Here is a 25,448-nt window from a genome sequence, read left to right as displayed (position 1 = left end):
GAACCCGTCACGCGAGGAACAACAGACACCCGGGCAACAGCGGCACCATCCGGCCCACCGATTCACCCGACCCGGTGAGTCACCCGACCAGCACCCCGGCGAAGAGGAGCGGTACGTGAGCGAGAGCAGTGCGGAGGTCGTCGCGGACGTCGCCTCCGCGGCCGTCGCGGCCTCCGCCGCGGGGGCGGCGGGAGGCTGGCGCCGGGCGACCGGTCTCGCCGGTGTGGCGATAGGCGTGGTGGCCGCGGGCGCGGCCGCCGGTGTCGCCCTGGAGCGGATGACGGTCGGCCGCGGCATGCGTCAGAAGGCCCGGCTAGCCCTGGACTCGGCGGGGCCGTACGGCTCGCTGCGCGGCATGCCCGGCAAGGCGTTCTCGGACGACGGCACGGAGCTGTACTACGAGGTCGACGACCTCGACCCGGAGGCCGCCCCGGCGGCCATCGGCCCGCGCCGCCGCAGGCTCTTCGGCCGCAAGTCCCCCGCGCCGGTCACGGTCGTCTTCAGCCACGGCTACTGCCTGAGCCAGGACTCCTGGCACTTCCAGCGGGCGGCTCTGCGGGGCGTCGTACGGACCGTGCACTGGGACCAGCGCAGCCACGGCAGGTCCGGGCGGGGCGTGGCCCAGGGCCGGGACGACGAGCCGGTGACGATCGAGCAGCTGGGCCGGGACCTGAAGGCCGTCATAGACGCGGCCGCGCCCGAGGGGCCGCTCGTGCTCGTGGGGCACTCCATGGGCGGCATGACGGTGATGGCGCTGGCCGACCAGTACCCCGAACTGATCCGGGAGCGGGTCGTCGGGGTCGCCTTCGTGGGGACGTCCTCGGGGCGGCTCGGCGAGGTCAACTACGGCCTGCCCGTCGCCGGGGTCAACGCGGTGCGGCGGGTGCTGCCCGGGGTGCTGAAGGCACTGGGGCAGCGGGCCGAGCTGGTGGAGAAGGGGCGCCGGGCCACGGCCGACCTGTTCGCCGGGGTCATCAAGCGGTACTCGTTCGCGTCCCGGGACGTCGACCCGGCCGTCGCCCGCTTCGCCGAGCGGATGATCGAGAGCACGCCGATCGACGTGGTCGCCGAGTACTACCCGGCGTTCAACGACCACGACAAGACCGAGGCGCTCGTCCACTTCACGGACATGCCGGTGCTCGTCCTGGCCGGGGTGCAGGACCTGGTCACGCCGAGTGAGCACAGTGAGGCCATCGCCGATCTGCTCCCCGACGCCGAACTGGTGCTGGTGCCGGACGCGGGGCACCTGGTGATGCTGGAACACCCGGAAGTGGTCACCGACCGCCTCGCCGACCTGCTCACCCGCACGGGTGCCGTGCCCGCAGGAGCTACCGTGAAGGGCTATGGAAGCACCAGTACCGCACAGCCCGGCTGAGCCCGGATCCGTCCAGATCGTCGTCACGTCCCCCGAGCAGATGCGGGAGCTGGGCCGCCGGCTCGCGAAACTGCTGCGCGCGGGTGACCTGGTGATGCTCAGCGGGGAGCTCGGCGCGGGCAAGACGACGCTGACCCGTGGGCTGGGCGAGGGGCTCGGCGTGCGCGGGGCCGTCACCTCGCCGACGTTCGTGATCGCCCGGGTGCATCCCCCGCTGGGCGACGGGCCGCCGCTCGTCCATGTCGACGCCTACCGGCTCTCCGGCGGTCTCGACGAGATGGAGGACCTCGACCTCGACGTCTCGCTGCCCGACTCCGTGGTCGTCGTGGAGTGGGGTGAGGGCAAGGTCGAGGAGCTGACGGAGGACCGGCTCCAGGTCCTGATCCACCGGGCGGTGGGCGACACGACCGACGAGGTCCGGCAGATGACGGTCACCGGTGTGGGGGAACGCTGGGCCTCGGCGGACCTGAGTGTGCTCGCCGCCTGAGCCCTGATGTGCGCTCATTTGATGAACGTTCCGACAAGACGTCGGCAAGATGTTGCGTTCGGCGTCTCGTGCGTGGTCACATGGTATCCAGTTCGAAGTTAGGTGTACCTAACTTCTTTGCCCCGGCCCTTCGGGAGGCGTCCATGTCGGCTACAGAGAGCAAGGGGCCGCCGCAGCGGTTCGCGGTCGCCGGGGTGTCGATGCGCGACCTGCTGGCGGCCGGTGAGGCGGCGGCGCTGATCTCCACGCCCCCGCGCCCTCCCGAGCCGGAGTTCTCCGAGCGGGCGCCCGAACATCGCGAAGCGGCCTGAGGCCTGCCGTTCGGAGCGGGCGTCAGCGGACGACCACGACCTTGCGGCCGATCGTCGCGAACGTCCACATCGCGTCACCGTCCGCGCGGGACTCGCGGATGCCGCCCGTGCGGACCTTCGGGGTGGGGGCGGGGGCGGGGGCGGTCGAGCCGTCCACGGCCGCGCTGAAGCCGATGACCACACCGTCCACCGTGGCGAAGCGCACCACGTGTTCGACCGGGACGCCGTCGGACCCGGTGACCGTGTTCGAGCGGGACGTCACCGAGTAGCTGCCCGGGGCCGGGTCCACCGTGCTCGGGTCGACCTCGAACGTGCGGCTGACCGCCTCGTCCGCGGCGACCAGCCACACCCGGTCGCCACGCAGTGAGTACACGACCCGGGCGCCCTTGCCGGAGTCGCCGGGCAGCGCGGCGGGGTCCTTCCGGACCTGGGGCGCCTTCGACGTTCCGGCCGCCGGTGTCACGCCCGCCGGCGCCGCCCCGCCCAGGCCGGCCGGGAGGGTCTGGGCCGCCTGGTGGGCGAGGTAGCCGACCGTCGCGAGGGCCGCGGCGGTGAGCCCGGCCACGATTCCCGAGCTGCTAGCTGCCACCGGCGTCCACCTCACGTCGTACATCCCTGTCGTGACGGTAGGTGACGGTAGCAGCAGGTGACGGCCCGACAGGCGCGACCGACACGGGCCCCGGAGAGCCGTAGGCTGTTTGCGTGCTCTTGCTCGCTCTGGATACCGCCACGCCCGCTGTCACCGTCGCCCTGCACGACGGACGCGATGTCATCGCCTCGTCGAGTCAGGTGGACGCGCGGCGGCACGGGGAACTGCTGCTGCCGGCGATCGACCGGGTGCTCGCCGAGGCCGGTCTGCGGCTCGACGCCGTCACCGGGGTCGTCGCCGGGATCGGTCCGGGACCGTACACCGGGCTGCGCGTCGGTCTGATGACCGCGGACACCTTCGGGCTCGCGCTCGGCGTCCCCGTGCACGGCGTGTGCACGCTGGACGGCCTCGCCTACGCCGCCGGCCTGGAGGGCCCGTTCGTCGTCGCGACCGACGCCCGCCGCAAGGAGGTCTACTGGGCCCGCTACACCGACTCCCGCACCCGGGTCACCGAACCGGCCGTGGACCGGCCCGCCGACATCGCCGAGCAGGTCGCGGGACTGCCCGCGGTCGGCGCGGGCGCGCTGCTGTACCCGGAGACCTTCCCCAAGGCGCACGAGCCGGAGCACGTGTCCGCCGCCGCCCTCGCCGGGCTGGCCGCGGAGAAGCTGGCGTCCGGCGAGGAACTCCCCGCGCCCCGGCCGCTGTACCTGCGCCGCCCCGACGCGCAGGTCCCCAAGAACTACAAGGTGGTCACCCCCAAGTGACCGAACCCGAGACGTGCGCGCTGCGCGAGATGCGCTGGTGGGACATCGACGCCGTGCTGGGTCTGGAGCGGGACCTGTTCCCCGAGGACGCCTGGTCCCGGGGCATGTTCTGGTCCGAGCTGGCCCACGCGCGCGGGCCCGAGGCCAACCGGCGGTACGTGGTCGCCGAGGCCGGCTCCCGGATCGTCGGGTACGCCGGTCTGGTCGCCACCGGTGAGCAGGCCGACGTCCAGACCATCGCCGTCTCCCGCGACCTGTGGGGCACCGGCCTCGGCGGACGGCTGCTGGCCGAACTGCTGCGGGCGGCCGGTGCCTTCGAGTGCGCCGAGGTGATGCTGGAGTGCCGGGTCGACAACGTCCGCGCACAGAAGCTGTACGAGCGCTTCGGCTTCGAGCCCATCGGTTTCCGGCGCGGCTACTACCAGCCGGGGAACGTGGACGCCGTGGTGATGCGCCTGACCGCCCCCGAGAACTCCGTACAAGGAACCGAGATCAATGGCTGACGAACCCCTCGTGCTGGGAATCGAGACCTCCTGCGATGAGACGGGCGTCGGCATCGTGCGGGGCACCACCCTGCTGGCCGACGCCGTCGCCTCCAGCGTCGACGAGCACGCCCGCTTCGGCGGTGTCGTCCCGGAGGTCGCGAGCCGCGCCCACCTGGAGGCGATGGTCCCCACCATCGACCGCGCCCTGAAGGAGGCGGGCGTCACCGCCCGCGACCTCGACGGCATCGCCGTCACCGCCGGTCCCGGTCTCGCCGGTGCCCTGCTGGTCGGCGTCTCCGCGGCGAAGGCCTACGCGTACGCGCTCGGCAAGCCCCTCTACGGCGTCAACCACCTCGCCTCGCACATCTGCGTGGACCAGCTGGAGCACGGCGCGCTGCCCGAGCCGACCATGGCCCTGCTGGTCTCCGGCGGCCACTCCTCGCTGCTGCTGTCCTCGGACATCACCTCCGACGTCCGCCCGATGGGCGCCACCATCGACGACGCGGCCGGGGAGGCCTTCGACAAGATCGCCCGCGTGCTGAACCTCGGCTTCCCGGGCGGGCCGGTCATCGACCGGTACGCGAAAGAGGGCGACCCGAACGCCATCGCCTTCCCCCGGGGTCTGACCGGCCCGCGCGACCCGGCCTACGACTTCTCCTTCTCCGGGCTGAAGACCGCCGTGGCGCGCTGGATCGAGGCCAAGCGGGCGGCGGGGGAGGAGGTGCCGGTGCGGGACGTGGCGGCCTCCTTCCAGGAGGCGGTCGTGGACGTGCTGACCCGCAAGGCCGTCCGCGCCTGCAAGGACGAGGGCGTCGACCACCTGATGATCGGCGGCGGCGTGGCCGCCAACTCCCGGCTGCGCGTCCTCGCCCAGGAGCGCTGTGAGGCCGCCGGGATCCGGCTGCGCGTGCCGCGGCCCAAGCTGTGCACGGACAACGGCGCGATGGTCGCCGCCCTCGGCGCCGAGATGGTCGCCCGGAACCGGGCGGCGTCGTCCTGGGACCTGTCGGCCGACTCGTCCCTGCCGGTGACCGAGCCGCACGTGCCCGGGACCGACCACGACCATGTGCACGAGGTCAGCAAGGAGAACCTCTACTCGTGACGGTCGCGTTGATGTGGGAGGCCCGGGCGTCCGAGGGGCGGGGCGAGGAGCTGCTGGCCTGGGCGCGCGCCCAGGAGCTCCCCCGTGAGCCGCTGCGCCGGGAGACCCTGCGCGCTCCCGGGGACCGGGTCCTCGTCATCACCTGGTGGGACGCCCCCTACGACGCCGAGCTGCCCGAACTGCCGGAGCCGGACGGGGAACTCGTCACGCGGGCTGTGCACCGGTGGCGGTTCGAGTCGGTGGACGCCGGCTGACCGAGAGCTCCCAGGGCCTGCTCCCGACCCGTCCCCGCCACAGCAGCACGCCGTGTCTGCGCTCCCAGCGGGCGGCGATCGCGGCCTGGCCCAGCCAGTCGAGAGCCGACCACAGGGGCAGCACGGCCGCCCACGGTTCCCACAGGGACAGGGGCACCGTGAACAGCAGGTACAGCACGAAGAGCCGCGGGCTGAACGGCTGGTCGCGCAGGAAGCGCTCGGCGGGCAGGGCCGGGCCGGTGCCCTCGACGGGTATCGCCTTCTCGAAGTCCCGTACCTCGCCGACCCACTTGAGCCTGGTCGCCTTCAGGAGCGTCCAGAGCAGCAGGAACGCGAGCACGCCGGCGGCATGGAGGCCGAGCCGGCCGGGTTCGGACGGCGCGGCGAAGCCGCGGACCAGGCCCACGGTCGTCAGGGCCAGGGCCGTGGCGGCCAGGACCGACACGACGGCCCGCAGTTCGTGGTGCACCAGCCTGTCCATGCGTCCCCCGCGTCCCCCGCGTCCCCCGAGTTCCCGCACGGCGCCTCACACCGCCCCCGACACCTCCGTCTCGCACCGCAGCCGCCGGTCGGGGCCGGCCTCGCGGACCGGGCCCGTGAGCGTGAGGTGCGCCGTGTGGCGTACGTCCGTGCTGGACGCCGCCAACCGTAGTTCCAGGGCGCCCGGTTCGACCACCCTGCGGCCGGAACGGTCGGTGAACGCCGAAAGGTCCGTGTGGAAACGGAACGTGACCCGGGCCGCCTCGCCCGGGGCCAGCTCCACCCGCTGGTAGCCGATCAGCCGGACGTCGGGGCGGGTCACCGAGGCCACCGGGTCGTGCAGGTACAGCTGCACGACCTCCGCGCCCCCGTGCCCGCCCGTGTTCCGGACGGTCACCGACACGTCGTAGGAGCCGTCCGTGCCGAGCTCGGCCGGTTCGGTCGCGGTGCAGTCCTCCCAGGTGAACGCCGTGTACGAACGGCCGTGGCCGAAGGCGTACAGCGGGGTCGGGTCGAGGCTGCTGACCTCGCCCGCCAGGCCCAGGGGCGGCTGGAGGTAGGTCCAGGGCTGGCCGCCGGGGACCTGCGGGACGCTGACGGGCAGGCGGCCCGAGGGGTTCACCCGGCCCGCCAGGACGCCCGCGACCGCCGGCCCGCCCTCCTCGCCCGGGAAGAACGCCTGGACGGCCGCGCCGAGGCGGCCGTGCCAGCGGCCCAGGGCGTAGGGGCGGCCGGTCAGCAGCACCAGCACCACGGGGACGCCCGTGGCGACCAGCGCGTCCAGCAGCTCGCCCTGGGCGCCCGGCAGGCCCAGGTCCGTCGCGTCGCAGCCCTCGCCCGAGGTGCCGCGGCCGAACAGGCCCGCCCGGTCGCCGAGGACCGCCACGCACACGTCCGCCTCGGCGGTGCGGGCGACGGCCTCCTCGAAGCCGGCGGTGTCCGGGTCCGTCACGTCGCAGCCCTGTGCGAACGTCACCTTGGCGTCGGGGAGTTCGGTGCGCAGGGCCTCCAGCACCGTCGGGATCTCGATGCCGGCCGGCACCCCGGGGTGGTGGGTGAGGACGTGGGACGGGAAGGAGTAGCAGCCCAGCATGGCCAGGGCGTCGGCCGCCCGGGGCCCGACGACCGCGATCCGGGTGTCGGGGGCCAGCGGGAGCAGTCCGTCGGGGTTGTCGAGCAGGACCACCGACTCCTCGGCCAGGCGGCGGGCCAGGATGCGGTTGCCCGTGGAGTCCAGGTTGATCGTGGTGGCCGGCTCGGGGGTCCAGTCCTCGTCCAGCAGGCCCAGTTCGCACTTCTGGAGCAGGACGTGGCGGGCCGCCCGGTCCACGAGTTCCTCGGGGACCTCGCCCGAGCGGACCGCTTCCAGCAGCGGCCGGCCGTAGCACTTGACGGTGGGGAGTTCGACGTCGATGCCGGCGCTGAGGGCCGCGTGGGCAGCCCCGGCGGGGGTGCCGGCGACGCGGTGGAGGGTCTGGAGGAAGCCGATGCCGAAGTAGTCGGCGACGACCGTGCCGGTGAAACCCCACTCCTCGCGCAGCAGACGGGTCAGCAGTGCGGGGTCCGCGGAGGCCGGGACGCCGTCCGTCTCGGTGTAGGCGGCCATCACCGAGCGGGCGCCGCCCTCGCGCAGGGCCATCTCGAAGGGCGGGAGGGTGACGTCGGCGAACTCGCGGACGCCGGCCCGTACCGGGGCGAGGTTGCGGGCGCCGGCCGAGGAGGCGTACCCGGCGAAGTGCTTGAGCGTGGCGATGACACCGGCCGACTCCAGGCCCCGCACATACGCGGTGCCGACCGTGGCGACCAGATACGGGTCCTCGCCGATCGTCTCCTCCACGCGGCCCCAGCGCGGATCGCGTACGACGTCCAGGACGGGCGCGAGGCCCTGGTGGACGCCGGCCGAGCGCAGGTCGTCGCCGATACGGCGGGCCATCTCCTCGACCAGCGGCGGGTCCCAGGTCGCGCCCCAGGCGAGCGGAACCGGGTAGGCCGTGGCCTGCCAGGCGGTGAAGCCGGCCAGGCACTCCTCGTGCGCGATCGCCGGGATGCCGAAGCGGCCGGCCTCGGTGATACGGCGCTGGGCGCGGGCCAGGGCCTGCGCGCCCAGCGCCGGGTCCACGGGGGCGGTGCCGAAGGAGCGCGTCAGCTGGCCGAGACCATGGGTGATCAGCTCGGCCCAGTCGTAATCGACGGTCATGTCGTGCTGGTGCGGAGCGACTCCGTCGCCGTCCGTCGCGGCGCCCACCCACACGCCGTACAGCTGGGCGGTCTTCTCCTCCAGGGTCATCCGGGAGAGCAGGTCGTCGACGCGGGCGGCGGCGGGCAGCGCGGGGTCACGCCAGGGCACGGTGGTCATGAAGCTCCTGTCGGGTGGACGGACGGCCCTCTGACGAACGTTCTTACGAATGTTTCGTTATAAACTTCGAATGTTCCGGGAACCTATGGCGGTGCGAGGACTTCGTCAAGGGGGCCCGCAGGGTTACGATCGCCGCCATGACATCCCCGGAGCCCGTTGAAAGCCGGACGCAGACCCGGACGCAGGGGCGCACCGCGCAGACCGCGACACTTGCCGAGATCGCCCGCGAGGCGGGCGTCTCGGCACCGACTGTTTCGAAGGTCCTCAACGGCCGGGCCGACGTCGCCCCGGCCACCCGGTCCCGCGTCGAGGACCTGCTGCGCGCCCACGGCTACCGGCGCCGCCGTGCCGAGGCGACCCGTTCACCCCTGATCGACCTGGTCTTCCACGAGCTGGAGAGCGCCTGGGCGATGGAGGTCATCCGGGGCGTGGAGAACGTGGCCCGGGACGCCGGGCTCAGTGTCGTGCTGTCCGAGAGCGCGGGGCGGCTCACCCCCGGGCGTACCTGGGCCGACCAGGTCGCCGCTCGCCGGCCGCACGGTGTGATCCTGGTGCTGTCCGGGCTGGACGAGTCGCAGCGGGCCCTGCTGACCAGCCGCTCCATCCCGTTCGTGGTGATGGACCCGGCCGGCGACCCCGGCGCCGACGTGCCGTCGATCGGCGCGACCAACTGGCAGGGCGGTCTCGCGGCCACCCGGCATCTGGTCGAGCTGGGGCACCGCAGGATCGGTGCGATCAGCGGGCCCTCGCAGATGATGTGCAGCCGGGCCCGGATCGACGGCTACCGGGCCGCCCTGGAGACGGCCGGTCTGCCCGTGGACCCCGCGCTGATCGCGACCGGCGACTTCCACCACGAGGCCGGCTACCGGCGGGGCCTGGAACTGCTGCGCCGCCCGGACCGGCCGACCGCCGTCTTCGCCGGGAACGACCTCCAGGCGCTCGGGCTCTACGAAGCCGCGCGTGAGCTGGGGCTGCGTATCCCCGAGGACCTGAGCGTGGTCGGGTTCGACGACCTGCCGGTGGCGCCCTGGGTCGGGCCGCCGCTGACGACCGTACGGCAGCCGCTCACCGAGATGGCCGAGGCGGCGGCCAAGCTGGTCCTCGACCTCGGGCGGGACGGGGGCACCCCGGCGGCGACCCGGGTGGAGCTGGCGACGAGCCTGGTGGTGCGCAGCAGCACGGCGGGACCGGCGGACGACTAGGTGCTGTATTGACGGGTGTTGCGGACGCCTCCACACTGCACCGAAGCCAATCGGTTGCACCACCGAAACTTTCGGAGGCACCCGCACATGAGATCCCTGAGATCCGGCTTACTGACATCCCTGCTGGCCTCAGTCGTCACGGCCGGCTCCCTGCTGCTCGCGGCCCCCGCCTCGCACGCCGCCGACACACCCCTGCGCGGCCTCGCCGAAGCCAAGGGCAAGGTCATGGGCACGGCCGTCACCGGCTCCAAGCTCACCGGCACCTACGGCGAGATCGCCGGGCGCGAATTCAACTGGCTCACCCCCGGCAACGCCATGAAGTGGGCCTCGGTCGAGCCGAGCCGGGGCAGCCACAACTGGGGCGAGGCCGACCGGATCGTGAACTTCGCCGAGTCGCACGGCCAGCAGGTCCGCGGCCACACCCTGCTCTGGCACCAGCAGAACCCGGACTGGCTGACGAGCGGCAGCTGGACCCGGGACCAGCTCAGCGCCATCGTCCAGGACCACATCGCCACCGAGGTCGGCCGCTACAAGGGCCGGCTGGCCGCCTGGGACGTGGTCAACGAGCCCTTCAACGAGGACGGCACCCACCGCCCGACCCTCTTCCACGACACCCTCGGCCAGGACTACATCGCGCAGGCCCTCACCTGGGCCCGGGCCGCCGACCCGAGCGCGAAGCTGTACATCAACGACTACAACGTCGAGGGCGTCAACGCGAAGAGCACCGCCCTGTACAACCTGGTCAAGTCCCTGAAGGAGCGAGGGGTTCCGATCGACGGGGTCGGACTGCAGGCCCATCTGATCGTCGGCCAGGTGCCCTCGACGCTCCAGCAGAACATCCAGCGCTTCGCCGACCTGGGGATCGACGTGGCGATCACCGAGCTCGACATCCGGATGCAGCTGCCGTCGACCCAGGCGAAGCTGACCCAGCAGGCCGCCGACTACCAGGCCGTCATGAACGCCTGTGTCGCGGTCGCGCGCTGCACCGGCGTCACCGTCTGGGGCTTCACCGACTCCGACTCCTGGATCCCGGACACCTTCCCCGGCCAGGGCGCGGCCACGCCGTACGACGAGAACTACCAGCCGAAACCGGCGTACCACGCCATCGCTGAGGCGCTCGGCGGGACGACGACCCCGCCGCCGACGGACGCCTGCACGGCGACCTACGGCGTCACCAGCCAGTGGAGCGGCGGTTACACGGGCCAGGTGCGGATCGCCTGCTCGGGCGCCTCGCTGTCGTCATGGAAGGCGAACTGGACGTTCGGCGCCGGGCAGCGCATCACCCAGGCCTGGAACGCGAACTGTACGCAGTCGGGCGCGGCGGTCAGTTGTACCAACGCCCCCTACAACGGCTCCGTGCCGGACGGTGGTTCCGTGACGTTCGGGTTCAACGCCTCGTGGAACGGGAGCAATCCGGTGCCGGTGGTGACGCTGGGGTGAGTCACGGTCCTGAAATCTGAGAATTTCCGAAGAAAAGGCGCCCTGAGCTCCCTGCCCGTAATAATTCGGACTTATGTTCCTGCCCGTGACGGGACACCACGGGGACGAGGGCAGTGAAGTGGGCCGGCGGTCGAGAGCGCTGAAGATCGCCGGCCTCGCCCTGGCGGGGACGCTGGTGCTGGGCGCCGGTGCGGCGGGCTGGGCCTACTGGCACCTCAGCGACAACATCACCGGCGTCGACATCGACAACGCGCTGGGCGACGACCGGCCGCCGAAGCCGGTGACGACACCGTCGCCCTGGGCCCCGGCCCTGCCGAGTGAGGCCCTCAACATCCTGGTCCTCGGCTCGGACTCGCGCAGCGGCAAGGAGAACCGCAGGCTCGGCGGCGGCGACAGCTCCGGCGCCCGCTCCGACACGGCGATGGTCGTCCACCTCGACGCCGGGCGGACCAGCGCGACGGTGGTGAGCATCCCCCGCGACACCCTGGTCACCCGCCCGTCCTGCCCGCGCCCGTCCGGCGGGTCGACGGCAGTCGCTCACCGCTCCATGTTCAACAGCGCGTACGACGTGGGCGGCCCGGTGTGCGCGGTGAAAACGGTCGAGGCGATGACGAACGTCCGCATGGACCACTACCTCGAGATCGACTTCTCCGGCTTCGCCCGGCTGGTCGACGCACTCGGCGGTGTCACCGTCACCACGGACGAGGACATCGCCGACGAGGACAGCCGTCTCCGGCTGAAGGCGGGCACCCACCATCTGGACGGCACCCGGGCACTCGCCCTCGCCCGTACCCGGCACGGCATAGGCGACGGCAGTGACCTGGGCCGCATAGGCCTCCAGCAGAAGCTGGTGAAGGCCCTGCTGGAACAGATCGCCTCCCAGGACCTGCTCACCGACCCGGCCAGGCTGTACCGCGTCGCGGACACGGTCACCGCCGGCCTCACCACCGACACCGGCCTGGACTCCCTCACCGAACTGACCCGGCTCGGACAGAGCCTGAAGGGCCTCTCGGCGAGTGGGGTGCGGACGGTGATGATGCCCGTGGTGCGGGCGCCGTCGGACCCCAACCGGGTGGTGGCGGAGGAGCCGGAGGCGGGGAAACTGTGGGAGTCGCTGCGCTGACCTGCGCAAACGAGGCGCCGAAAAATTCCCCGAAGAAAATTCCGCGAGCATGTCGATCCGGCCGTCTCCCGATCGACGCAGGGGTGAGAGCGGGGAAGAGCCCCGCCTGGAAGACCCCGAGGAGTCACCATGCCGCGCTTTCTCACCCTGATCCGCATCGACGAGAAGAACGCCCCCGCCGAGGGACCGAGCCCCGAACTCATGGAGCGGATGGGCAACCTGCTGGAGGAGATCACCAAGGCGGGCGTCATGCTCGACACAGCAGGGCTCACGCCGACCTCGGACGGCAGCCGGGTGACCTGGGAGGGCGGGCAGCTGTCCGTCACCGACGGGCCGTTCACCGAGTCCAAGGAAGTCATCGGCGGCTACTCGATCAGCCAGTGCAAGGACAAGGCCGAGGCGATCGAATGGACCAAGCGGTTCCTGTCCCTGCACGAGGACTACTGGACGATCACCGCCGAGGTCCGGCAGATCACCGAGGACTGACCGGTCCCGCTTGGCCGGGCGGCACCACGGGTGTCTGATGGTGGGCTGTGACCCCGCAGCCCACCCCGGCCGCCCCGCAGCCGACCCCGGATCCGCAGCCGACCCAACCCCCTATGCCCCGGCCCGACCGGGCCGTCGAGGCCATCGAGACCGTCTTCCGTATGGAGTCGCCCCGGATCATCGCCGGCGTCACCCGGGTCGTCCGGGACGTCGGCATCGCCGAGGAACTCGCGCAGGACGCGCTGGTCGCGGCGCTGGAGCAGTGGCCGCGGGACGGGGTGCCCGAGAACCCGGGCGCCTGGCTCATGACGACCGCCCGCCACCGCGCCGTCGACCTGGTCCGGCGCCGGGAGAACTACGCCCGCAAGCTGGCGGAGATCGGCCGGGACCTGTCGGCCACGGCTCCCCCGGAGGAGCCCGGGGTTCTCCATGACCCTGACGGCATCGACGACGATCTGCTCCGCCTGGTCTTCACCGCCTGCCACCCGGTCCTGTCCACCGAGGCCCGCACCGCCCTGACGCTGCGGCTGCTCGGCGGCCTGACCACGGCCGAGATCGCCCGCGCCTTCCTGGCCCCGGAAGCGACGATCGCGCAGCGCATCGTCCGCGCCAAACGCACCCTCGCGACGAGGAACATCGCCTTCGAGGTGCCCCACGGCCCCGACCGCGAGGCCCGCCTCGGCTCGGTCCTCGACGTCATCTACCTGATCTTCAACGAGGGGTACGCCGCCACGGCCGGCGACGACTGGCTCCGCCCGTCCCTGTGCGAGGACGCGCTGCGTCTGGCCCGGGTGCTCTCGGCCCTCATGCCGAAGGAACCCGAGGTGCACGGCCTCACCGCGCTCCTGGAGCTGCAGGCGTCCCGTACGGCGGCCCGCACCGGCCCCTCCGGCGAGCCGGTCCTCCTCAAGGACCAGAACCGCTCCCGCTGGAACCGCATGCTCATCGCCCGCGGCATCGCCGCACTGGGCCGGGCCGAGGCCACCTCCTCGGGCGCCCCGGGCCCGTACCTCCTCCAGGCGGCCATCGTCGCCTGCCACGCGTACGCGTACACGTACGAGGAGACCGACTGGTCCCGCATCGCCACCCTTTACGGCCTCCTGGCCGCCCGCTCCCCGTCCCCGGTCGTGGAACTGAACCGCGCGGTGGCCGTCTCGATGTCCGAGGGCCCGGCCGAGGCCCTCCCCCTGGTCGACGCCCTGGCCGGCGACCCCGCCCTGCGCGACTACCACCTGCTGCCCAGCGTCCGCGGTGACCTCCTCGCCCGCCTCGGCCGCTTGGCAGAGGCCCGGGCCGAGTTCGAACGGGCGGCGTCCCTGACCCGGAACGAGCGGGAGCGGGAACTGTTGCTGAGGCGGGCGGCGGAGCAGTCCTGACGGCTACGCCCGGGCCGGGTGCCCGATGAGCATCGCCGGTGCTCCCGCGACCCGGGTCAGGAACACCGTGGCCGCGTGCGGGCCCTGCGGCTTGACCTTCTTGCGGAGCTCCTCCGGCTCGACCGCCGAGCCCCGCTTCTTCACGGTCAGCGTGCCGACCTGCCGCTCCCGCAGCAGCGCCTTCAGTTTCTTGACGTTGAAGGGCAGATGGTCGGTGATCTCGTAGGCCGTGGCGTACGGGGTCGGGTGCAGGGTGTCGGCCGTGACGTACGCGATGGTCGCGTCGAGCAGCCCGCCCTCGACCTGGTCGGCCACCTCGGCCACCAGGTGGGCGCGGATGACGGCGCCGTCGGGTTCGTAGAGGTAGCGGCCGGGCGGGCGGACCTCCGGGTCGGGCAGGCCGCGGGAGAGCAGGGTACGGGGGCCCGGCAGGAGGGTCGCCCGGACAGCCCCCGGCTCGGTGCCGAACCACAGCACCGCCTCCTTGACGTCCCCGCCGTCGGAGATCCACTCGGCCTCGGCGTCCTCGGGGACCGCCTCGTGCGGGACGCCGGGGGCGATCTTCAGCGCGGCGGCCCGGGAGGCCCGGCGGGCGGCGGAGACCGCCCAGGACAGGGGCGGTGAGTAGGCCTCGGGGTCGAAGATCCGGCCGCGGCCGCCACGCCGGGCGGGGTCGACGAACACGGCGTCGAACCCGGCCGTGTCCACGTCCGTGACGTCCGCCTCGCGCACCTCGACGAGGCCGGCCAGCCCCAGCGCGTCGGCGTTGGCCCGCGCCGCTGCGGCCGTCCGCGGGTCCCGGTCCACGGCCAGTACCCGGATTCCGGCGCGGGCCAGCGCGATCGCGTCGCCGCCGATGCCGCAGCACAGGTCGGCGACCGAGGTGATGCCCAGGTCGGCCATGCGACGGGCCCGGTAGGCCGCGACACTCGCCCGGGTCGACTGCTCGACCCCGTTCGGCGTGAAGAACATCCGGGCCGCGTCCTCGGCCCCGAACTTCACCACCGCCCGCTGCCGCAGCCGCGCCTGGCCCAGCGCCGCCGACACCAGCTCGGCGGGGTGCTCGCGGCGCAGCCGGGTCGCGACGGCCAGCTCCTGCGCCGGGTCGGTGTCCCGCACCTCGTCGAGGAGGGCGCGGCCTTCGGGCGTGAGGAGGGGAGCGAGGTCGTTCACCGGATCATTGTCGGCCACGGCGGCGGGCGGGAGGCGTGTGGGCCAGTCGGTGGATGGTGGGGCACCGGCCGCGGTGTCGGGCCGGGTCCGGCGGGAGGGGGCTGCGAGGATCCGGCATCATGCGAGCAGTCGTACAAAATGACAAAAGCCGGGCATCGGGGCGTGTGCCCGCAGGCGTACGGATCGGCGTCGCCGTGCTCGTCCTCGCCGCCATCGCCTCCGGCTGTGCGCAGGACGGCGGCAGCGACCAGGTCGCCCCGGCCGGCGGCCAGCAGCCCCTCGACGCGCCCCCGGCCCGCGCGCTCGACTCCTACGCCACCAAGCTGCGCGCCGCGCACGCCGCCCGGGTCGCCGCCGCGCACCGCTGGGACCTGCGCAAGGTCCCGCTGGCCGCGCCGCCGGCCCCCGCGAGGAAGCCCAGGATCAAGACCCGCAAGGGGTTCGAGGTGGACGGCCACCGGGAACGGAAGCTCCCGCCCGTCTTCACCACGGTCCCCACCCGGGACAAGGTCGTCTTCCTCACCATCGACGACGGCGCCGAGAAGGACCGGGCGTTCCTGCGGATGATGAGCGACCTGGACATCCCGTACACGGCCTTCCTCAGCGGCTACCTGGTCAAGGACGACACCCGCTACTTCCGGAAGATGCAGTCCAGGGGCGTGGTCCTGAACAACCACACCCTCCATCACCCCAACCTGCGCGGCCTGTCGTACCGCGCGCAGAAGCGTGAGATCTGCGGCATGCAGCGCTACATGCAGAAGCGGTTCGGCAAACGCCCCGCCCTCTTCCGTCCGCCCTTCGGCAGCTATGACCGGGCGACCCTGCGCGCGGCCAAGGCCTGCGGCATCACGCACGTGCCCCTGTGGAACGAGGAGGTCTTCGCCGACCGCTGGGAGTACCGCGAGGCGGACCGCAGGCTGCACCCGGGCGACATCGTCCTCACGCACTTCCGCGGCCGCGACCAGTGGAAGGGCTCGATGGCCGACATGATCCGCCGCTTCCTGAACAAGGTCACGGCTCAGGGGTACGCGGTGGGACGGCTGGAGGACTACCTGTGAGGCGGCCGGCCGCCGCCGCCCTGTGCGCGGCTCTGCTGGCCGGCTGCGCAGGCGCGGCGGGGGAGCGGCCGGGCGTCGCCGACGGCCGGGCGCAGGACCCGGCACGCGTGGTGGGCGATCCCCGCCGGCTGCCGCCCGTCGTGGACCGCGTCCCCACCCGCGACCCGGTCGTCTTCCTCACCTACGACGACGGCGCCGAACGCGACCCCCGCTTCGTCGGCCTCGTCCGCGAACGGCGGCTCCCGGTCAGCATGTTCCTCACGGACAGCGTCGTGGGGCCCGGCTACGGCCACTTCGCCCGGCTGCGCGCGGTCGGGGTGTCCATCCAGAACCACACCCTCGACCACTCCGCCCTGCGCGGCCTGCCCTTCGCAGGGCAGCGTGCGGAGATCTGCGGCCAGCAGCACAAGCTCCGCTCCCGCTTCGGCATCAGCCCCCGCCTCTTCCGCCCGCCCTACGGCACCTACGACACGACGACCCTGCGCGCCGCCGCCGACTGCGGCATCACCGCCGTCGTCCTGTGGCGCGCGTCCCTGAACGCCGCCGGAGAACTGACGTACACCCGGGGCGAGCCCGGCCTGCGCCCCGGCGACATCGTCTCGGTGCCGTCCGCCGAGACCGGGTCCCTGACCCTGACGGAACGGACCGAACGCCTGCTGCGGGTGATCGGGAAACGGGGGCTGCGGGTGGGGCGGCTGGAGGACCACCTGGAGAGAAGACCTGGCCGACGCGCGGGCGGCAATTAGCAGTCCGCTTGACCGAGTGCTAATCGCAGTCATAGTCTCGGCTCTGGCACTCCCCACTGGAGAGTGCCAACACAGCGACGGGCAGGTCCGGCACCCGCGACGACGGATCCACCTGGTCGCCACCTCAGACAGTTAACCCCGTGAGATCTCCGAAGGGGGAGGTCGGATCGTGACGACCACCAGCTCCAAGGTTGCCATCAAGCCGCTCGAGGACCGCATTGTGGTCCAGCCGCTCGACGCCGAGCAGACCACCGCCTCTGGCCTGGTCATCCCGGACACCGCCAAGGAGAAGCCCCAGGAGGGCGTCGTCCTGGCCGTGGGCCCGGGCCGGTTCGAGGACGGCAACCGTCTTCCGCTCGACGTCTCCGTCGGTGACGTCGTGCTCTACAGCAAGTACGGCGGCACCGAGGTGAAGTACAACGGCGAGGAGTACCTCGTCCTCTCGGCCCGCGACGTGCTCGCGATCGTCGAGAAGTAATTCACCCGGCATCACCAGCATTGCAGCGAACTGCGCCCCTGGCCCCCGCGACCTTATGAAGCCGGGCGTCGGGGGCGCGGTTCGTTTCACCCACGTTTTCCGAGAGGGCTGAACCGCTCCCATGGCGAAGATCCTGAAGTTCGACGAGGACGCCCGTCGCGCCCTCGAGCGCGGCGTCAACAAGCTTGCCGACACGGTCAAGGTGACGATCGGCCCCAAGGGCCGCAACGTCGTCATCGACAAGAAGTTCGGCGCTCCCACCATCACCAACGACGGCGTGACCATCGCCCGCGAGGTCGAGGTCGAGGACCCGTACGAGAACCTCGGTGCCCAGCTGGTCAAGGAGGTGGCGACCAAGACCAACGACATCGCGGGTGACGGTACGACCACCGCGACCGTGCTCGCCCAGGCGCTCGTACGCGAGGGCCTGAAGAACGTCGCCGCCGGTGCCTCCCCGGCCGCCCTGAAGAAGGGCATCGACGCGGCCGTCGCCGCGGTCTCCGAGGAGCTCCTCGCGACCGCCCGGCCCATCGACGAGAAGTCCGACATCGCCGCCGTCGCCGGCCTGTCCGCGCAGGACAGCCAGGTCGGCGAGCTCATCGCCGAGGCGATGGACAAGGTCGGCAAGGACGGTGTCATCACCGTCGAGGAGTCCAACACCTTCGGTCTGGAGCTGGACTTCACCGAGGGCATGGCCTTCGACAAGGGCTACCTGTCGCCGTACTTCGTGACGGACCAGGAGCGCATGGAAGCCGTCCTGGACGACCCGTACATCCTCATCACGCAGGGCAAGATCTCCGCCATCGCGGACCTCCTGCCGCTGCTGGAGAAGGTCATCCAGTCCAACGCCTCCAAGCCGCTGCTGATCATCGCCGAGGACGTCGAGGGCGAAGCCCTGTCCACCCTCGTCGTGAACAAGATCCGCGGCACCTTCAACGCCGTCGCCGTGAAGGCCCCCGGCTTCGGCGACCGCCGCAAGGCGATGCTGCAGGACCTGGCGGTCCTCACCGGCGCCACGGTCGTCTCCGAGGAGGTCGGCCTCAAGCTCGACCAGGTCGGTCTCGACGTCCTCGGCTCCGCCCGCCGCGTCACCGTCACCAAGGACGACACCACGGTCGTCGACGGCGCCGGCAACAAGGACGACGTGCAGGGCCGCGTCGCCCAGATCAAGGCCGAGATCGAGTCCACCGACTCCGACTGGGACCGCGAGAAGCTCCAGGAGCGCCTCGCGAAGCTGGCCGGCGGCGTGTGCGTCATCCGCGTCGGTGCCGCCACCGAGGTCGAGCTCAAGGAGCGCAAGCACCGTCTGGAGGACGCCATCTCCGCGACCCGCGCCGCGGTCGAGGAGGGCATCGTCTCCGGTGGTGGCTCCGCGCTGGTCCACGCCGTCAAGGTCCTCGAGGGCAACCTCGGCAAGACCGGCGACGAGGCCACCGGTGTCGCGGTCGTCCGCAAGGCCGCCGTCGAGCCGCTGCGCTGGATCGCCGAGAACGCCGGCCTGGAGGGTTACGTCATCACCTCCAAGGTCGCCGAGCTCGACAAGGGCCAGGGCTTCAACGCCGCCACCGGCGAGTACGGCGACCTGGTGAAGGCCGGCGTCATCGACCCGGTCAAGGTCACCCGCTCCGCCCTGGAGAACGCCGCCTCCATCGCCTCCCTCCTCCTCACGACCGAGACCCTGGTCGTCGAGAAGAAGGAAGAGGAGGAGCCGGCCGCCGGTGGTCACAGCCACGGCCACGCGCACTGACGCATGACGGCTGAGGGCTGACGACGTCAGCTCGCCCGAGCCCGAGCGAAGGCCCGGCACCCCGAAGACGGGGCTGCCGGGCCTTCGCCGTGCCGTCCCGCGCCGGTCAGGGAACCGCACCGGGGGCGGCGGCGGTCTACCCACACAGCAGTCGGATCATGAGGGGGTAGGGATGAACCAGGTGCTCTACGGGGAACGGTCCCGCAACCCGCTGGCGCGGACGGTGCGGCTCACCGAGGACGGACTGCGCAGAGGCGGCAGGACGACCCTGCTGGACGAGCTGAACCTCGCCGCCATGGCAGAAGCGTTCCTGCGGGGCTGCTGGCTCGGCGGCGGGGGCGCCGAACGCCCCTTGGGCGCGTTGCCGCAGGGCCCCGGCGTCGTCCCGGTCACCCGCGTGACCGGCACCACCACCCCCCTGAAAGCCCGTCAGGCTGCCGACTTCGCCCACGCGCTGGGCGAACTGGCGGTGCGCAGGTGCGGCGGGCCGGACCACGTGGCCGACCTCGCCGCACGGGCGCAGGCGGAGGGCGTACCGCTGTGGATCGCGCGCCGCCACGCGCCCGGCCCTGCCGGACGGGTGACCGTCGCCGTGGACCGGCGCTCGGTACGCGTGGACGTCTGGGGCCCGCACGCCCCCGCCGTGCGCCTGTGGGCGCCGTACGGCTACCGCCCCGACACCGCCGACCCGGCCAACGGCCTGGTCATGGCCGTCGGTGACGTCACCGCACGGCTCGAACTGCGCAAGAAGGTGCGCAAGTCCAAGAGCAAGGTCGAGATCCGCCTGCCGGGCCTGCTCTGGACCCTGCGCCGCGAGAACGCCGAGAGCTCGTGGCTGCTGCGCGACGACCAGCGGGTCGCGCTGCTGACCCGCCCCTCGCGATGGCCCGGCCCCCCGCCCGGCTCGGTGCTGCTGCCGCTGGCCGACGTACGCCACGAGAGCCCCGACCCCCTGGACGCCGTGATGGCCCACGCGGTCGCGGTGTCCTTCGGCCTCGGCGACACGACGGGCCTGGCCAGGTTCCGCGCTGTGAGCTCCCGCCGGAACACGGGCGACGACACCTGGGAGCGCCCCTGGTTCAGCAACCTCGGCAGGGACCGCGACGACAACGAACCCGGCGGCGGCGACGGCTGGGGCAGCGACGGCGGGGACGGGGGCGACGGGGGCGGCAGCGACGGCGGTGGTGGCGGGGACGGAGGAGGCGGTGGCGGAGGCGACTAGGCACGAGACGCCGTCCCCGTCAGGACCGGCGTCGGTGAGGCGTCGCTGCCATGGTTCGGTGATGCCGGGCGGGATTTCTGATCGGTGACGTGTACGCGGCGCGTGGTGCCTCCGAACCGGAGGGTGAAGTCCCGATCCTCGTTGCCGTCCGCCCATGGGTCGCCGCCTGCCCGCCCTCCACCGGCTGCGGCGGGACGACGACGGGATGCGGAGGTGGCCCCGTCCGGCTCGCTGACCCACAGGTCCCGGGCCCGGCCGCGGACTGCCGCGGCCGGTCGGTGGCTGGCTGCACATGGACCGAAAGGGGCTTGTGGGCCGCGGGGTCAGAGCTCCGTAGGCTCCAGCGCCCCGAGCTGCTGCATCAGCCCCAGCCGGTCGTACTGCCACCAGCCCTCGGCGATCTTCCCGTCCGGCGTGCACCGGTGAATGGTCGTCCCGGTCATGGTGACGTCCTGCCCGGTCGGCGGGATCCCGAGGAAGTCGCCCGTGTGGCGCCCGTGGAAGGTCCACCGGGTGCACACCCGGTCGCCCTGCGCCATCTGGTCCTCGATGGTGAACGAGAAGTCGAACCCGCCCCGCCACTCCTCCACCTCGCGCCGGACCGCGTCCAGCCCGATGACGTCCTGCACGTTGGCGGGATCGTGGTCGTGGTAGTCCTCGATGAACACGTCGTTCATCGGCGGCGCGTCACCCTGGCCGGGCGCGAGCTCGAAGAACCTGCGCGCGGTGGCCGTGTACAGCTGCTCGTCCCGCACCACGTCCAGGTCCGTGAAGGTCGGCGTCTCGTCACAGAGCGCCACCATGTCCTGGAAGATCCGGTCGGTCTCCGGCAGCCCGGAGTTGCGCATCGCCTCCTCGTACGACGGGAACTCCACGATCTCGACGATGTGCGAGCCGTCGGAGCGGTCCTTCGCCACGACACTGTGCGACGCGGTCCGCTTCCCCTTGGTCTGCTCGACCCACCGGTCCATCAGCCGGTTCATCTCGTCGAGCCGGCTGGTCCTGCATTCGATGAGCTGTACGAAGGTCATGGCCTCGCCTCCGGCCCCTGGGTCCGGCTGAACAGCTCCATTGTCCCAAGGGGAAAGGACGGGTGCCTCCCGGCGGGCCGGCGAGAGCGGGCCGGGCCGGCCGCCCGCCCCTACTGCGGCCCGTACTTCCGGCCCGTCCTGGACGACACCGCCCCGAGCATCCCCCGCGGCACCAGCTTCGCCGCCCCCATCAGGGCCTTGTAGCGCGGGTCCGGGATGGACAGCGTCTTGCCGCGCGCCAGATCGTGCAGCGCCGCCGCCACCAGCTTGTCCGCGTCGAGCCACATCCAGCCCGGGATGGTGTCGGTGCCCATCCCGGCCCGGTCGTGGAACTCGGTGCGCACGAACCCCGGGCAGAGCGCCATCAGCCGTACGCCGCTGCCGGCCAGGTCGCGCGCCGCGCCCTGCGTGAACTGCACGACCCAGGCCTTGGACGCGCCGTAGGTGCCCCGGGGGACGAAGGCGGCCACCGAGGCGACGTTGACGACGCCGCCGCGGCCGCGCTCGCGCATGGCCGCGGTCGCCGCCGACGTCAGCCGCAGCACCGCCTCGCAGTGCACCTTCAGCATCCGCAGCTCGTCGGCCATGGAGACGTCGAGATAGCGGCCCTTGTTGCCGAAACCGGCGTTGTTGATCAGGAGGTCGACGGCGTTCTTGCGGTCGCCGAGGCGTCCGGCCACCGCCTCGATGCCCTTGTCCTCGGCCAGGTCGGCCGTCAGCACCTCCGCCTCGATGCCGTGCCGGTCGTGCAGCTCGGTCGCCTGTTCCCGAAGCCGCTTGGTGTCGCGGGCCACCAGCACCAGGTTGTGTCCGTCGGACGCCAGTCGCCGCGCGAACGCGGCCCCGATGCCTGCCGTCGATCCCGTAATCAGAGCCGTTGTCATGGCAGAAGGTTAGTGACCCGGACGGTGTGCATCCGCTTCCCCGTGGGGCCGGCCGTGGTGAAGGGTCGGTGGAGACGGGCGTGGTGAGCGGCCGTCAGGCCCCGTACTCCTCCTCGTACTCCCGTGCCGTCCTCAGCAACTCCGGATGCAGGGCATCGCCCGCAGCCAGCAGCCGCGGCAGCAACGTCCGTTCGGTCGTCACCGCCCGGAACTGCAGGGCCACGGTCACGTCGTGGCCGGGCCGGTGCACGATCTCGACGGCATCGCCCGCGCGGATCTCCCCGGGAGAGATCACCCGCAGGTACGCCCCCGGCGCGCCCCGCTGCGTGAACCGCTTCACCCAGCTCTTCTCGTCCATATGGCCCTGGAACGTACGGCACGGGATCCGCCCGGAGGTGACCTCCAGCACCACCTCCGGCCCGATGCGCCAGCGCTCCCCGATCAGCGCCCCGGAGACGTCCAGGCCCCGGGTGGTGAGGTTCTCGCCGAAGGCGCCGTCGGCCAGTGTGCGGCCCAGCTCGCGCTCCCACTCGTCCAGGTCCTCACGGGCCATGGCGTACACGGCCTGGTCGTCGCCGCCGTGATGCTCCAGCTTGCACACCGCGTCACCGGCCAGCCCGCTCCCGCCGACGCCCTTGGGCCCGGGCGCGGACACCCGCACCGGCCCGACCACCGGCCGCTTGTCGATCCCGGTCACGCCCTCCGGGTTGTCCGTGTACGGCACGGCCTCGGCACGGCCCAGATTCACTGACAGAAGCTTCATGCCCGCACGGTAGGCGACCGGTCCCCAAAGCGTCGACGCAATATTGGGAGCGGTATCAAAGGGTCCCTTATCCTCGAAGGGTGATCGAAGCTCGTCATCTCCGCGTCCTGCGCGCCGTCGCGACCACCGGCTCCTTCTCCGCCGCGGGCCGCGAGCTGGGCTGCACCCAGCCCGCCGTCAGCCAGCAGATGAAGGCCCTGGAAACCTCCGTCGGCACGCCTCTGCTCATCCGCACCGGACGGGAGATGCGCCTGACCCAGGCCGGCGAGGCCCTGGTGCGGCACGCCGCCGGGATCCTCGCCGGGCTCACGGCCGCGGAGGAGGAGGTCGCCGCCATCGCCGGGCTGCGCGCGGGCCGGGTCCGGCTCGTCTCCTTCCCCAGCGGCAGCTCCACCCTCGTCCCCACGGCCCTCGCCGCCCTGCGCGAGGCGCACCCCGGCACCCGCGTCTCCCTGGAGGAGGCCGAGCCGCCCGCCTCCGTCGGCCTGCTGCGGGAGGGCGACTGCGACGTGGCGCTCGCCTTCCGCTACGAGGGGGCGGCGGGCGCCGAGGAGTGGGACGACCTGGTCGTACGGCCGCTGCTGTCGGACCGGCTGGTCGCACTCGTGCCGGAGCGGCACCGGCTCGCGGGCGCGGAGTCCGTCGACATCGGTGAGCTCACCGAGGAGCCGTGGATCGCGGGCTGTCCGCGCTGCCGCGGACAGCTGGTCGAGGTGTGCGCGGCAGCCGGCTTCACCCCGCGCATCGACTTCGCGACCGACGACTACCCGGCCGTCGTCGGCCTCGTCGGCGCCGGTCTGGGCGTGGCCGTGCTGCCCCAGCTGGCCGTCGAGTCGGTACGGCCCCGGGGGGTGCGCACCGTGCGGCTCGAACCGGCGGTGCGGCGGGAGATCGTCGCGCTCACCCTGCCCGACCTCGCGCAGGTTCCGGCCGTGGCGGCGACGCTCGACCAGCTGGCCCGGGCCGCCCGCCGCTAGCGCGGCCCACGCGCGCCAAAAACCAACGGCACGCGTGCGCGTGCCTGTTCGCAGAAACGTTCCTTCAGTTGTTCGAGGCGGTGTGCCCGCTCGATGCCGACGCCGACACCAGCCGGTTGCGCGCCCGCCCCATCAGCTCTTCGCGCTCGTCCTCGGTCAGCCCGCCCCACACGCCGTACGGCTCACGCACCGCCAGCGCGTGGGCGGCGCACTCGGCACGGACCGGGCACCTCATGCAGACCTCTTTGGCCGAGTTCTCACGAGCGCTCCTCGCCGCACCGCGCTCACCCTCCGGATGGAAGAAGAGCGAGCTGTCCACCCCGCGACAGGCAGCCAGCAGCTGCCAGTCCCACAGGTCCGCGTTCGGTCCGGGAAGGCGGGAGAAATCTGCCATTGCGTGACCCCTTGTAGCCGTTTTGGGCGGATCCGGTGTCTACGACCGTACAACTACGATCTAAGGAGATGAAAATATGACTCATTGCGAATCTAGCCCCAGACACCGGCAAAGCGGAAGAAATGGGTCTGAATGGGGCATAGGTTGTGATGAAAGTTCGAGGGTCCGTTGCGCATGTCTGCACCGTGTCCGCCCCCTCACGTAGAGTGCCGAAGATGGCAGCCGCCCCCGTAACTCTTTCGAGTGACCGTCGTTGAGAGTGTGAGGCGGTTGAAGGAACAAGTGCTCGGGCGGGCGTCCGAGCCGGTCGACCGCACAGGTGACGATTTCGTACCAGCCTGGAGGCTCAAGGTGACGCGCATCAGCTGCGGAGGGCGGTCATGACATCCGTCCTCGTCTGCGACGACTCCCCGCTTGCCCGAGAGGCGCTCCGTCGTGCGGTCGCGACCGTGCCCGGCGTAGAGCGCGTGACGACGGCGGCCAACGGCGAGGAAGTCCTCCGCCGCTGGGGGGCCGACCGCTCGGACCTGATTCTGATGGACGTACGCATGCCCGGCCTGGGCGGCGTCGAGACGGTCCGGCGGCTGCTGTCCGCCGACCCCGGTGCGCGCATCATCATGCTCACCGTCGCCGAGGACCTGGACGGCGTGGCCCTCGCGGTCGCCGCCGGTGCCCGCGGCTATCTGCACAAGGACGCCTCCCGCGCGGAACTGCGCGCGACGGTGACCCAGGCCCTGGCCGACCCGACCTGGCGGCTCGCCCCGCGCCGGCTGCGCTCGGCCGAGATGGGTGCGGCGCCCACGCTCACGGCGCGTGAGATCCAGGTCCTCGAAGGCATGAGCCACGGCCGCTCGAACGCGGAGATCGGCCGTGAGCTGTTCCTCTCCGAGGACACCGTCAAGACACACGCGCGGCGCCTGTTCAAGAAGCTCGGCGCCTCGGACCGGGCCCACGCCGTGGCGCTCGGCTTCCGGTGGGGTCTGGTGCGCTAGGGCCTGTCGTTCGGATCGCGCCCGTCCTTCGGACCGGGCCGGCTTCGACGCGCGGCCCGCGGCCAGGGCCGGAGGGCGGGGGCATGCGGATGTCCCCGCGCGAGCCGCACCCGCGTGGACCGAAGCCGACGGCGGGCGACAGTGCCGTCA

General features: G+C 72.2%; 27 protein-coding genes. 19 read left to right on the top strand and 8 right to left on the bottom strand.

The window, feature by feature from the left end:
- Nucleotides 1-115 precede the first annotated feature (115 nt).
- The 3 genes from IO24_RS0107320 to IO24_RS45575 all read left to right on the top strand — a co-directional run bounded on the left by IO24_RS0107320 (nucleotide 116) and on the right by IO24_RS45575 (nucleotide 2,173).
- The gene (locus tag IO24_RS0107320; protein ID WP_031133109.1) at nucleotides 116-1,375 is read left to right on the top strand and encodes an alpha/beta fold hydrolase; all 1,260 of its coding nucleotides are present in this window, start codon (nucleotides 116-118) and stop codon (nucleotides 1,373-1,375) included.
- Nucleotides 1,344-1,862 (top strand): tRNA (adenosine(37)-N6)-threonylcarbamoyltransferase complex ATPase subunit type 1 TsaE, encoded by a 519-nt coding sequence (gene tsaE / locus IO24_RS0107315; RefSeq protein ID WP_031133108.1) that lies wholly within the window; start codon nucleotides 1,344-1,346, stop codon nucleotides 1,860-1,862. The genes IO24_RS0107320 and tsaE overlap by 32 nt, the downstream gene beginning before the upstream one ends.
- Nucleotides 1,863-2,005: 143 nt before the next feature.
- Nucleotides 2,006-2,173, top strand: coding sequence for a hypothetical protein (locus tag IO24_RS45575; RefSeq protein ID WP_167551593.1), 168 nt, complete (start codon nucleotides 2,006-2,008; stop codon nucleotides 2,171-2,173).
- A 22-nt stretch (nucleotides 2,174-2,195) separates the two neighbouring features.
- Here the strand turns inward: IO24_RS45575 and IO24_RS0107305 are convergent, their stop codons facing one another.
- The gene (locus IO24_RS0107305; RefSeq protein WP_031133105.1) at nucleotides 2,196-2,762 is read right to left on the bottom strand and encodes a hypothetical protein; all 567 of its coding nucleotides are present in this window, start codon (nucleotides 2,760-2,762) and stop codon (nucleotides 2,196-2,198) included.
- A 113-nt stretch (nucleotides 2,763-2,875) separates the two neighbouring features.
- Here IO24_RS0107305 and tsaB point away from each other — a divergent pair, with 113 nt between their 5' ends.
- From tsaB to IO24_RS0107285, 4 genes are read left to right on the top strand one after another with little or no spacing between them, the layout of a single operon-like run.
- Nucleotides 2,876-3,529 (top strand): tRNA (adenosine(37)-N6)-threonylcarbamoyltransferase complex dimerization subunit type 1 TsaB, encoded by a 654-nt coding sequence (gene tsaB / locus IO24_RS0107300; RefSeq protein ID WP_031133103.1) that lies wholly within the window; start codon nucleotides 2,876-2,878, stop codon nucleotides 3,527-3,529.
- Between the two features lie 29 nt (nucleotides 3,530-3,558).
- The gene (gene rimI / locus IO24_RS0107295) at nucleotides 3,559-4,032 is read left to right on the top strand and encodes a ribosomal protein S18-alanine N-acetyltransferase (RefSeq protein ID WP_037667514.1); all 474 of its coding nucleotides are present in this window, start codon (nucleotides 3,559-3,561) and stop codon (nucleotides 4,030-4,032) included.
- The gene (gene tsaD, locus IO24_RS0107290; protein ID WP_031133099.1) at nucleotides 4,025-5,116 is read left to right on the top strand and encodes a tRNA (adenosine(37)-N6)-threonylcarbamoyltransferase complex transferase subunit TsaD; all 1,092 of its coding nucleotides are present in this window, start codon (nucleotides 4,025-4,027) and stop codon (nucleotides 5,114-5,116) included. Before rimI ends, tsaD begins: the two co-directional genes overlap by 8 nt.
- A complete protein-coding gene (locus IO24_RS0107285) occupies nucleotides 5,113-5,370 on the top strand; it encodes a hypothetical protein (protein ID WP_031133097.1) in 258 nt (85 codons plus the stop codon). The genes tsaD and IO24_RS0107285 overlap by 4 nt, the downstream gene beginning before the upstream one ends.
- On the opposite strand, the gene IO24_RS0107280 is transcribed toward IO24_RS0107285, so the two are convergent.
- Together IO24_RS0107280 and IO24_RS0107275 are read right to left on the bottom strand one after the other, a co-directional pair.
- A complete protein-coding gene (locus IO24_RS0107280) occupies nucleotides 5,321-5,851 on the bottom strand; it encodes a hypothetical protein (RefSeq protein ID WP_031133095.1) in 531 nt (176 codons plus the stop codon). The genes IO24_RS0107285 and IO24_RS0107280 overlap by 50 nt on opposite strands.
- 45 nt (nucleotides 5,852-5,896) lie before the next feature.
- Nucleotides 5,897-8,206 carry a beta-xylosidase/alpha-l-arabinosidase gene (locus IO24_RS0107275; protein WP_031133093.1) on the bottom strand — a complete coding sequence of 770 codons (2,310 nt, stop codon included), beginning with the start codon at nucleotides 8,204-8,206 and terminating at the stop codon, nucleotides 5,897-5,899.
- A 137-nt stretch (nucleotides 8,207-8,343) separates the two neighbouring features.
- Here IO24_RS0107275 and IO24_RS0107270 point away from each other — a divergent pair, with 137 nt between their 5' ends.
- From IO24_RS0107270 to IO24_RS0107250, 5 genes are all read left to right on the top strand, one after another.
- Nucleotides 8,344-9,408, top strand: coding sequence for a LacI family DNA-binding transcriptional regulator (locus IO24_RS0107270; RefSeq protein WP_031133091.1), 1,065 nt, complete (start codon nucleotides 8,344-8,346; stop codon nucleotides 9,406-9,408).
- An 87-nt stretch (nucleotides 9,409-9,495) separates the two neighbouring features.
- Nucleotides 9,496-10,848, top strand: a complete 1,353-nt coding sequence (locus IO24_RS0107265) for a glycoside hydrolase family 10 protein (protein WP_031133089.1) — start codon at nucleotides 9,496-9,498, stop codon at nucleotides 10,846-10,848.
- A gap of 73 nt (nucleotides 10,849-10,921) precedes the next feature.
- A complete protein-coding gene (locus tag IO24_RS0107260; protein WP_031133088.1) occupies nucleotides 10,922-11,971 on the top strand; it encodes an LCP family protein in 1,050 nt (349 codons plus the stop codon).
- A 129-nt stretch (nucleotides 11,972-12,100) separates the two neighbouring features.
- Nucleotides 12,101-12,457 (top strand): YciI family protein, encoded by a 357-nt coding sequence (locus IO24_RS0107255; RefSeq protein ID WP_031133086.1) that lies wholly within the window; start codon nucleotides 12,101-12,103, stop codon nucleotides 12,455-12,457.
- Between the two features lie 113 nt (nucleotides 12,458-12,570).
- Complete coding sequence (locus IO24_RS0107250) at nucleotides 12,571-13,833, top strand: RNA polymerase sigma factor (RefSeq protein WP_031133084.1); 1,263 nt, start codon at nucleotides 12,571-12,573, stop codon at nucleotides 13,831-13,833.
- 3 nt (nucleotides 13,834-13,836) lie between these two features.
- Here IO24_RS0107250 and IO24_RS0107245 read toward each other — a convergent pair whose 3' ends face one another.
- Nucleotides 13,837-15,006, bottom strand: coding sequence for a THUMP-like domain-containing protein (locus IO24_RS0107245; protein WP_031133082.1), 1,170 nt, complete (start codon nucleotides 15,004-15,006; stop codon nucleotides 13,837-13,839).
- A gap of 119 nt (nucleotides 15,007-15,125) precedes the next feature.
- Here IO24_RS0107245 and IO24_RS0107240 point away from each other — a divergent pair, with 119 nt between their 5' ends.
- The 5 genes from IO24_RS0107240 to IO24_RS45570 all read left to right on the top strand — a co-directional run bounded on the left by IO24_RS0107240 (nucleotide 15,126) and on the right by IO24_RS45570 (nucleotide 20,257).
- Nucleotides 15,126-16,064 (top strand): polysaccharide deacetylase family protein, encoded by a 939-nt coding sequence (locus tag IO24_RS0107240; protein ID WP_167551592.1) that lies wholly within the window; start codon nucleotides 15,126-15,128, stop codon nucleotides 16,062-16,064.
- The gene (locus IO24_RS0107235; RefSeq protein ID WP_037667462.1) at nucleotides 16,061-16,810 is read left to right on the top strand and encodes a polysaccharide deacetylase family protein; all 750 of its coding nucleotides are present in this window, start codon (nucleotides 16,061-16,063) and stop codon (nucleotides 16,808-16,810) included. The genes IO24_RS0107240 and IO24_RS0107235 overlap by 4 nt, the downstream gene beginning before the upstream one ends.
- 169 nt (nucleotides 16,811-16,979) lie before the next feature.
- A complete protein-coding gene (groES, locus tag IO24_RS0107230; RefSeq protein WP_003974211.1) occupies nucleotides 16,980-17,288 on the top strand; it encodes a co-chaperone GroES in 309 nt (102 codons plus the stop codon).
- Nucleotides 17,289-17,409: 121 nt separating this feature from the next.
- Nucleotides 17,410-19,035 carry a chaperonin GroEL gene (groL, locus tag IO24_RS0107225; RefSeq protein ID WP_031133076.1) on the top strand — a complete coding sequence of 542 codons (1,626 nt, stop codon included), beginning with the start codon at nucleotides 17,410-17,412 and terminating at the stop codon, nucleotides 19,033-19,035.
- 172 nt (nucleotides 19,036-19,207) lie between these two features.
- Complete coding sequence (locus tag IO24_RS45570; protein ID WP_031133074.1) at nucleotides 19,208-20,257, top strand: hypothetical protein; 1,050 nt, start codon at nucleotides 19,208-19,210, stop codon at nucleotides 20,255-20,257.
- Nucleotides 20,258-20,580: 323 nt separating this feature from the next.
- On the opposite strand, the gene IO24_RS0107215 is transcribed toward IO24_RS45570, so the two are convergent.
- The 3 genes from IO24_RS0107215 to IO24_RS0107205 form a co-directional block, all read right to left on the bottom strand.
- On the bottom strand, nucleotides 20,581-21,288 hold the full coding sequence (locus tag IO24_RS0107215; protein ID WP_031133072.1) for an ester cyclase: 708 nt from the start codon (nucleotides 21,286-21,288) through the stop codon (nucleotides 20,581-20,583).
- A gap of 110 nt (nucleotides 21,289-21,398) precedes the next feature.
- On the bottom strand, nucleotides 21,399-22,172 hold the full coding sequence (locus IO24_RS0107210) for an SDR family NAD(P)-dependent oxidoreductase (RefSeq protein ID WP_031133070.1): 774 nt from the start codon (nucleotides 22,170-22,172) through the stop codon (nucleotides 21,399-21,401).
- Nucleotides 22,173-22,266: 94 nt separating this feature from the next.
- The gene (locus tag IO24_RS0107205; RefSeq protein WP_031133069.1) at nucleotides 22,267-22,935 is read right to left on the bottom strand and encodes an MOSC domain-containing protein; all 669 of its coding nucleotides are present in this window, start codon (nucleotides 22,933-22,935) and stop codon (nucleotides 22,267-22,269) included.
- An 80-nt stretch (nucleotides 22,936-23,015) separates the two neighbouring features.
- Here IO24_RS0107205 and IO24_RS0107200 point away from each other — a divergent pair, with 80 nt between their 5' ends.
- Nucleotides 23,016-23,912 (top strand): LysR family transcriptional regulator, encoded by an 897-nt coding sequence (locus IO24_RS0107200; protein WP_031133068.1) that lies wholly within the window; start codon nucleotides 23,016-23,018, stop codon nucleotides 23,910-23,912.
- Between the two features lie 64 nt (nucleotides 23,913-23,976).
- Here the strand turns inward: IO24_RS0107200 and IO24_RS0107195 are convergent, their stop codons facing one another.
- Nucleotides 23,977-24,306 carry a WhiB family transcriptional regulator gene (locus IO24_RS0107195; protein ID WP_031133066.1) on the bottom strand — a complete coding sequence of 110 codons (330 nt, stop codon included), beginning with the start codon at nucleotides 24,304-24,306 and terminating at the stop codon, nucleotides 23,977-23,979.
- A 380-nt stretch (nucleotides 24,307-24,686) separates the two neighbouring features.
- Between IO24_RS0107195 and IO24_RS0107190 the strand changes: the two genes are divergently transcribed.
- The gene (locus IO24_RS0107190) at nucleotides 24,687-25,298 is read left to right on the top strand and encodes a response regulator transcription factor (protein WP_003948568.1); all 612 of its coding nucleotides are present in this window, start codon (nucleotides 24,687-24,689) and stop codon (nucleotides 25,296-25,298) included.
- Nucleotides 25,299-25,448 lie beyond the last annotated feature (150 nt).

Origin of the sequence: Streptomyces flavovariabilis (assembly GCF_000725785.1) — a bacterium.
GTDB lineage: Bacteria > Actinomycetota > Actinomycetes > Streptomycetales > Streptomycetaceae > Streptomyces > Streptomyces hawaiiensis.
This window is presented reverse-complemented; position numbering and strand designations above follow the sequence as displayed.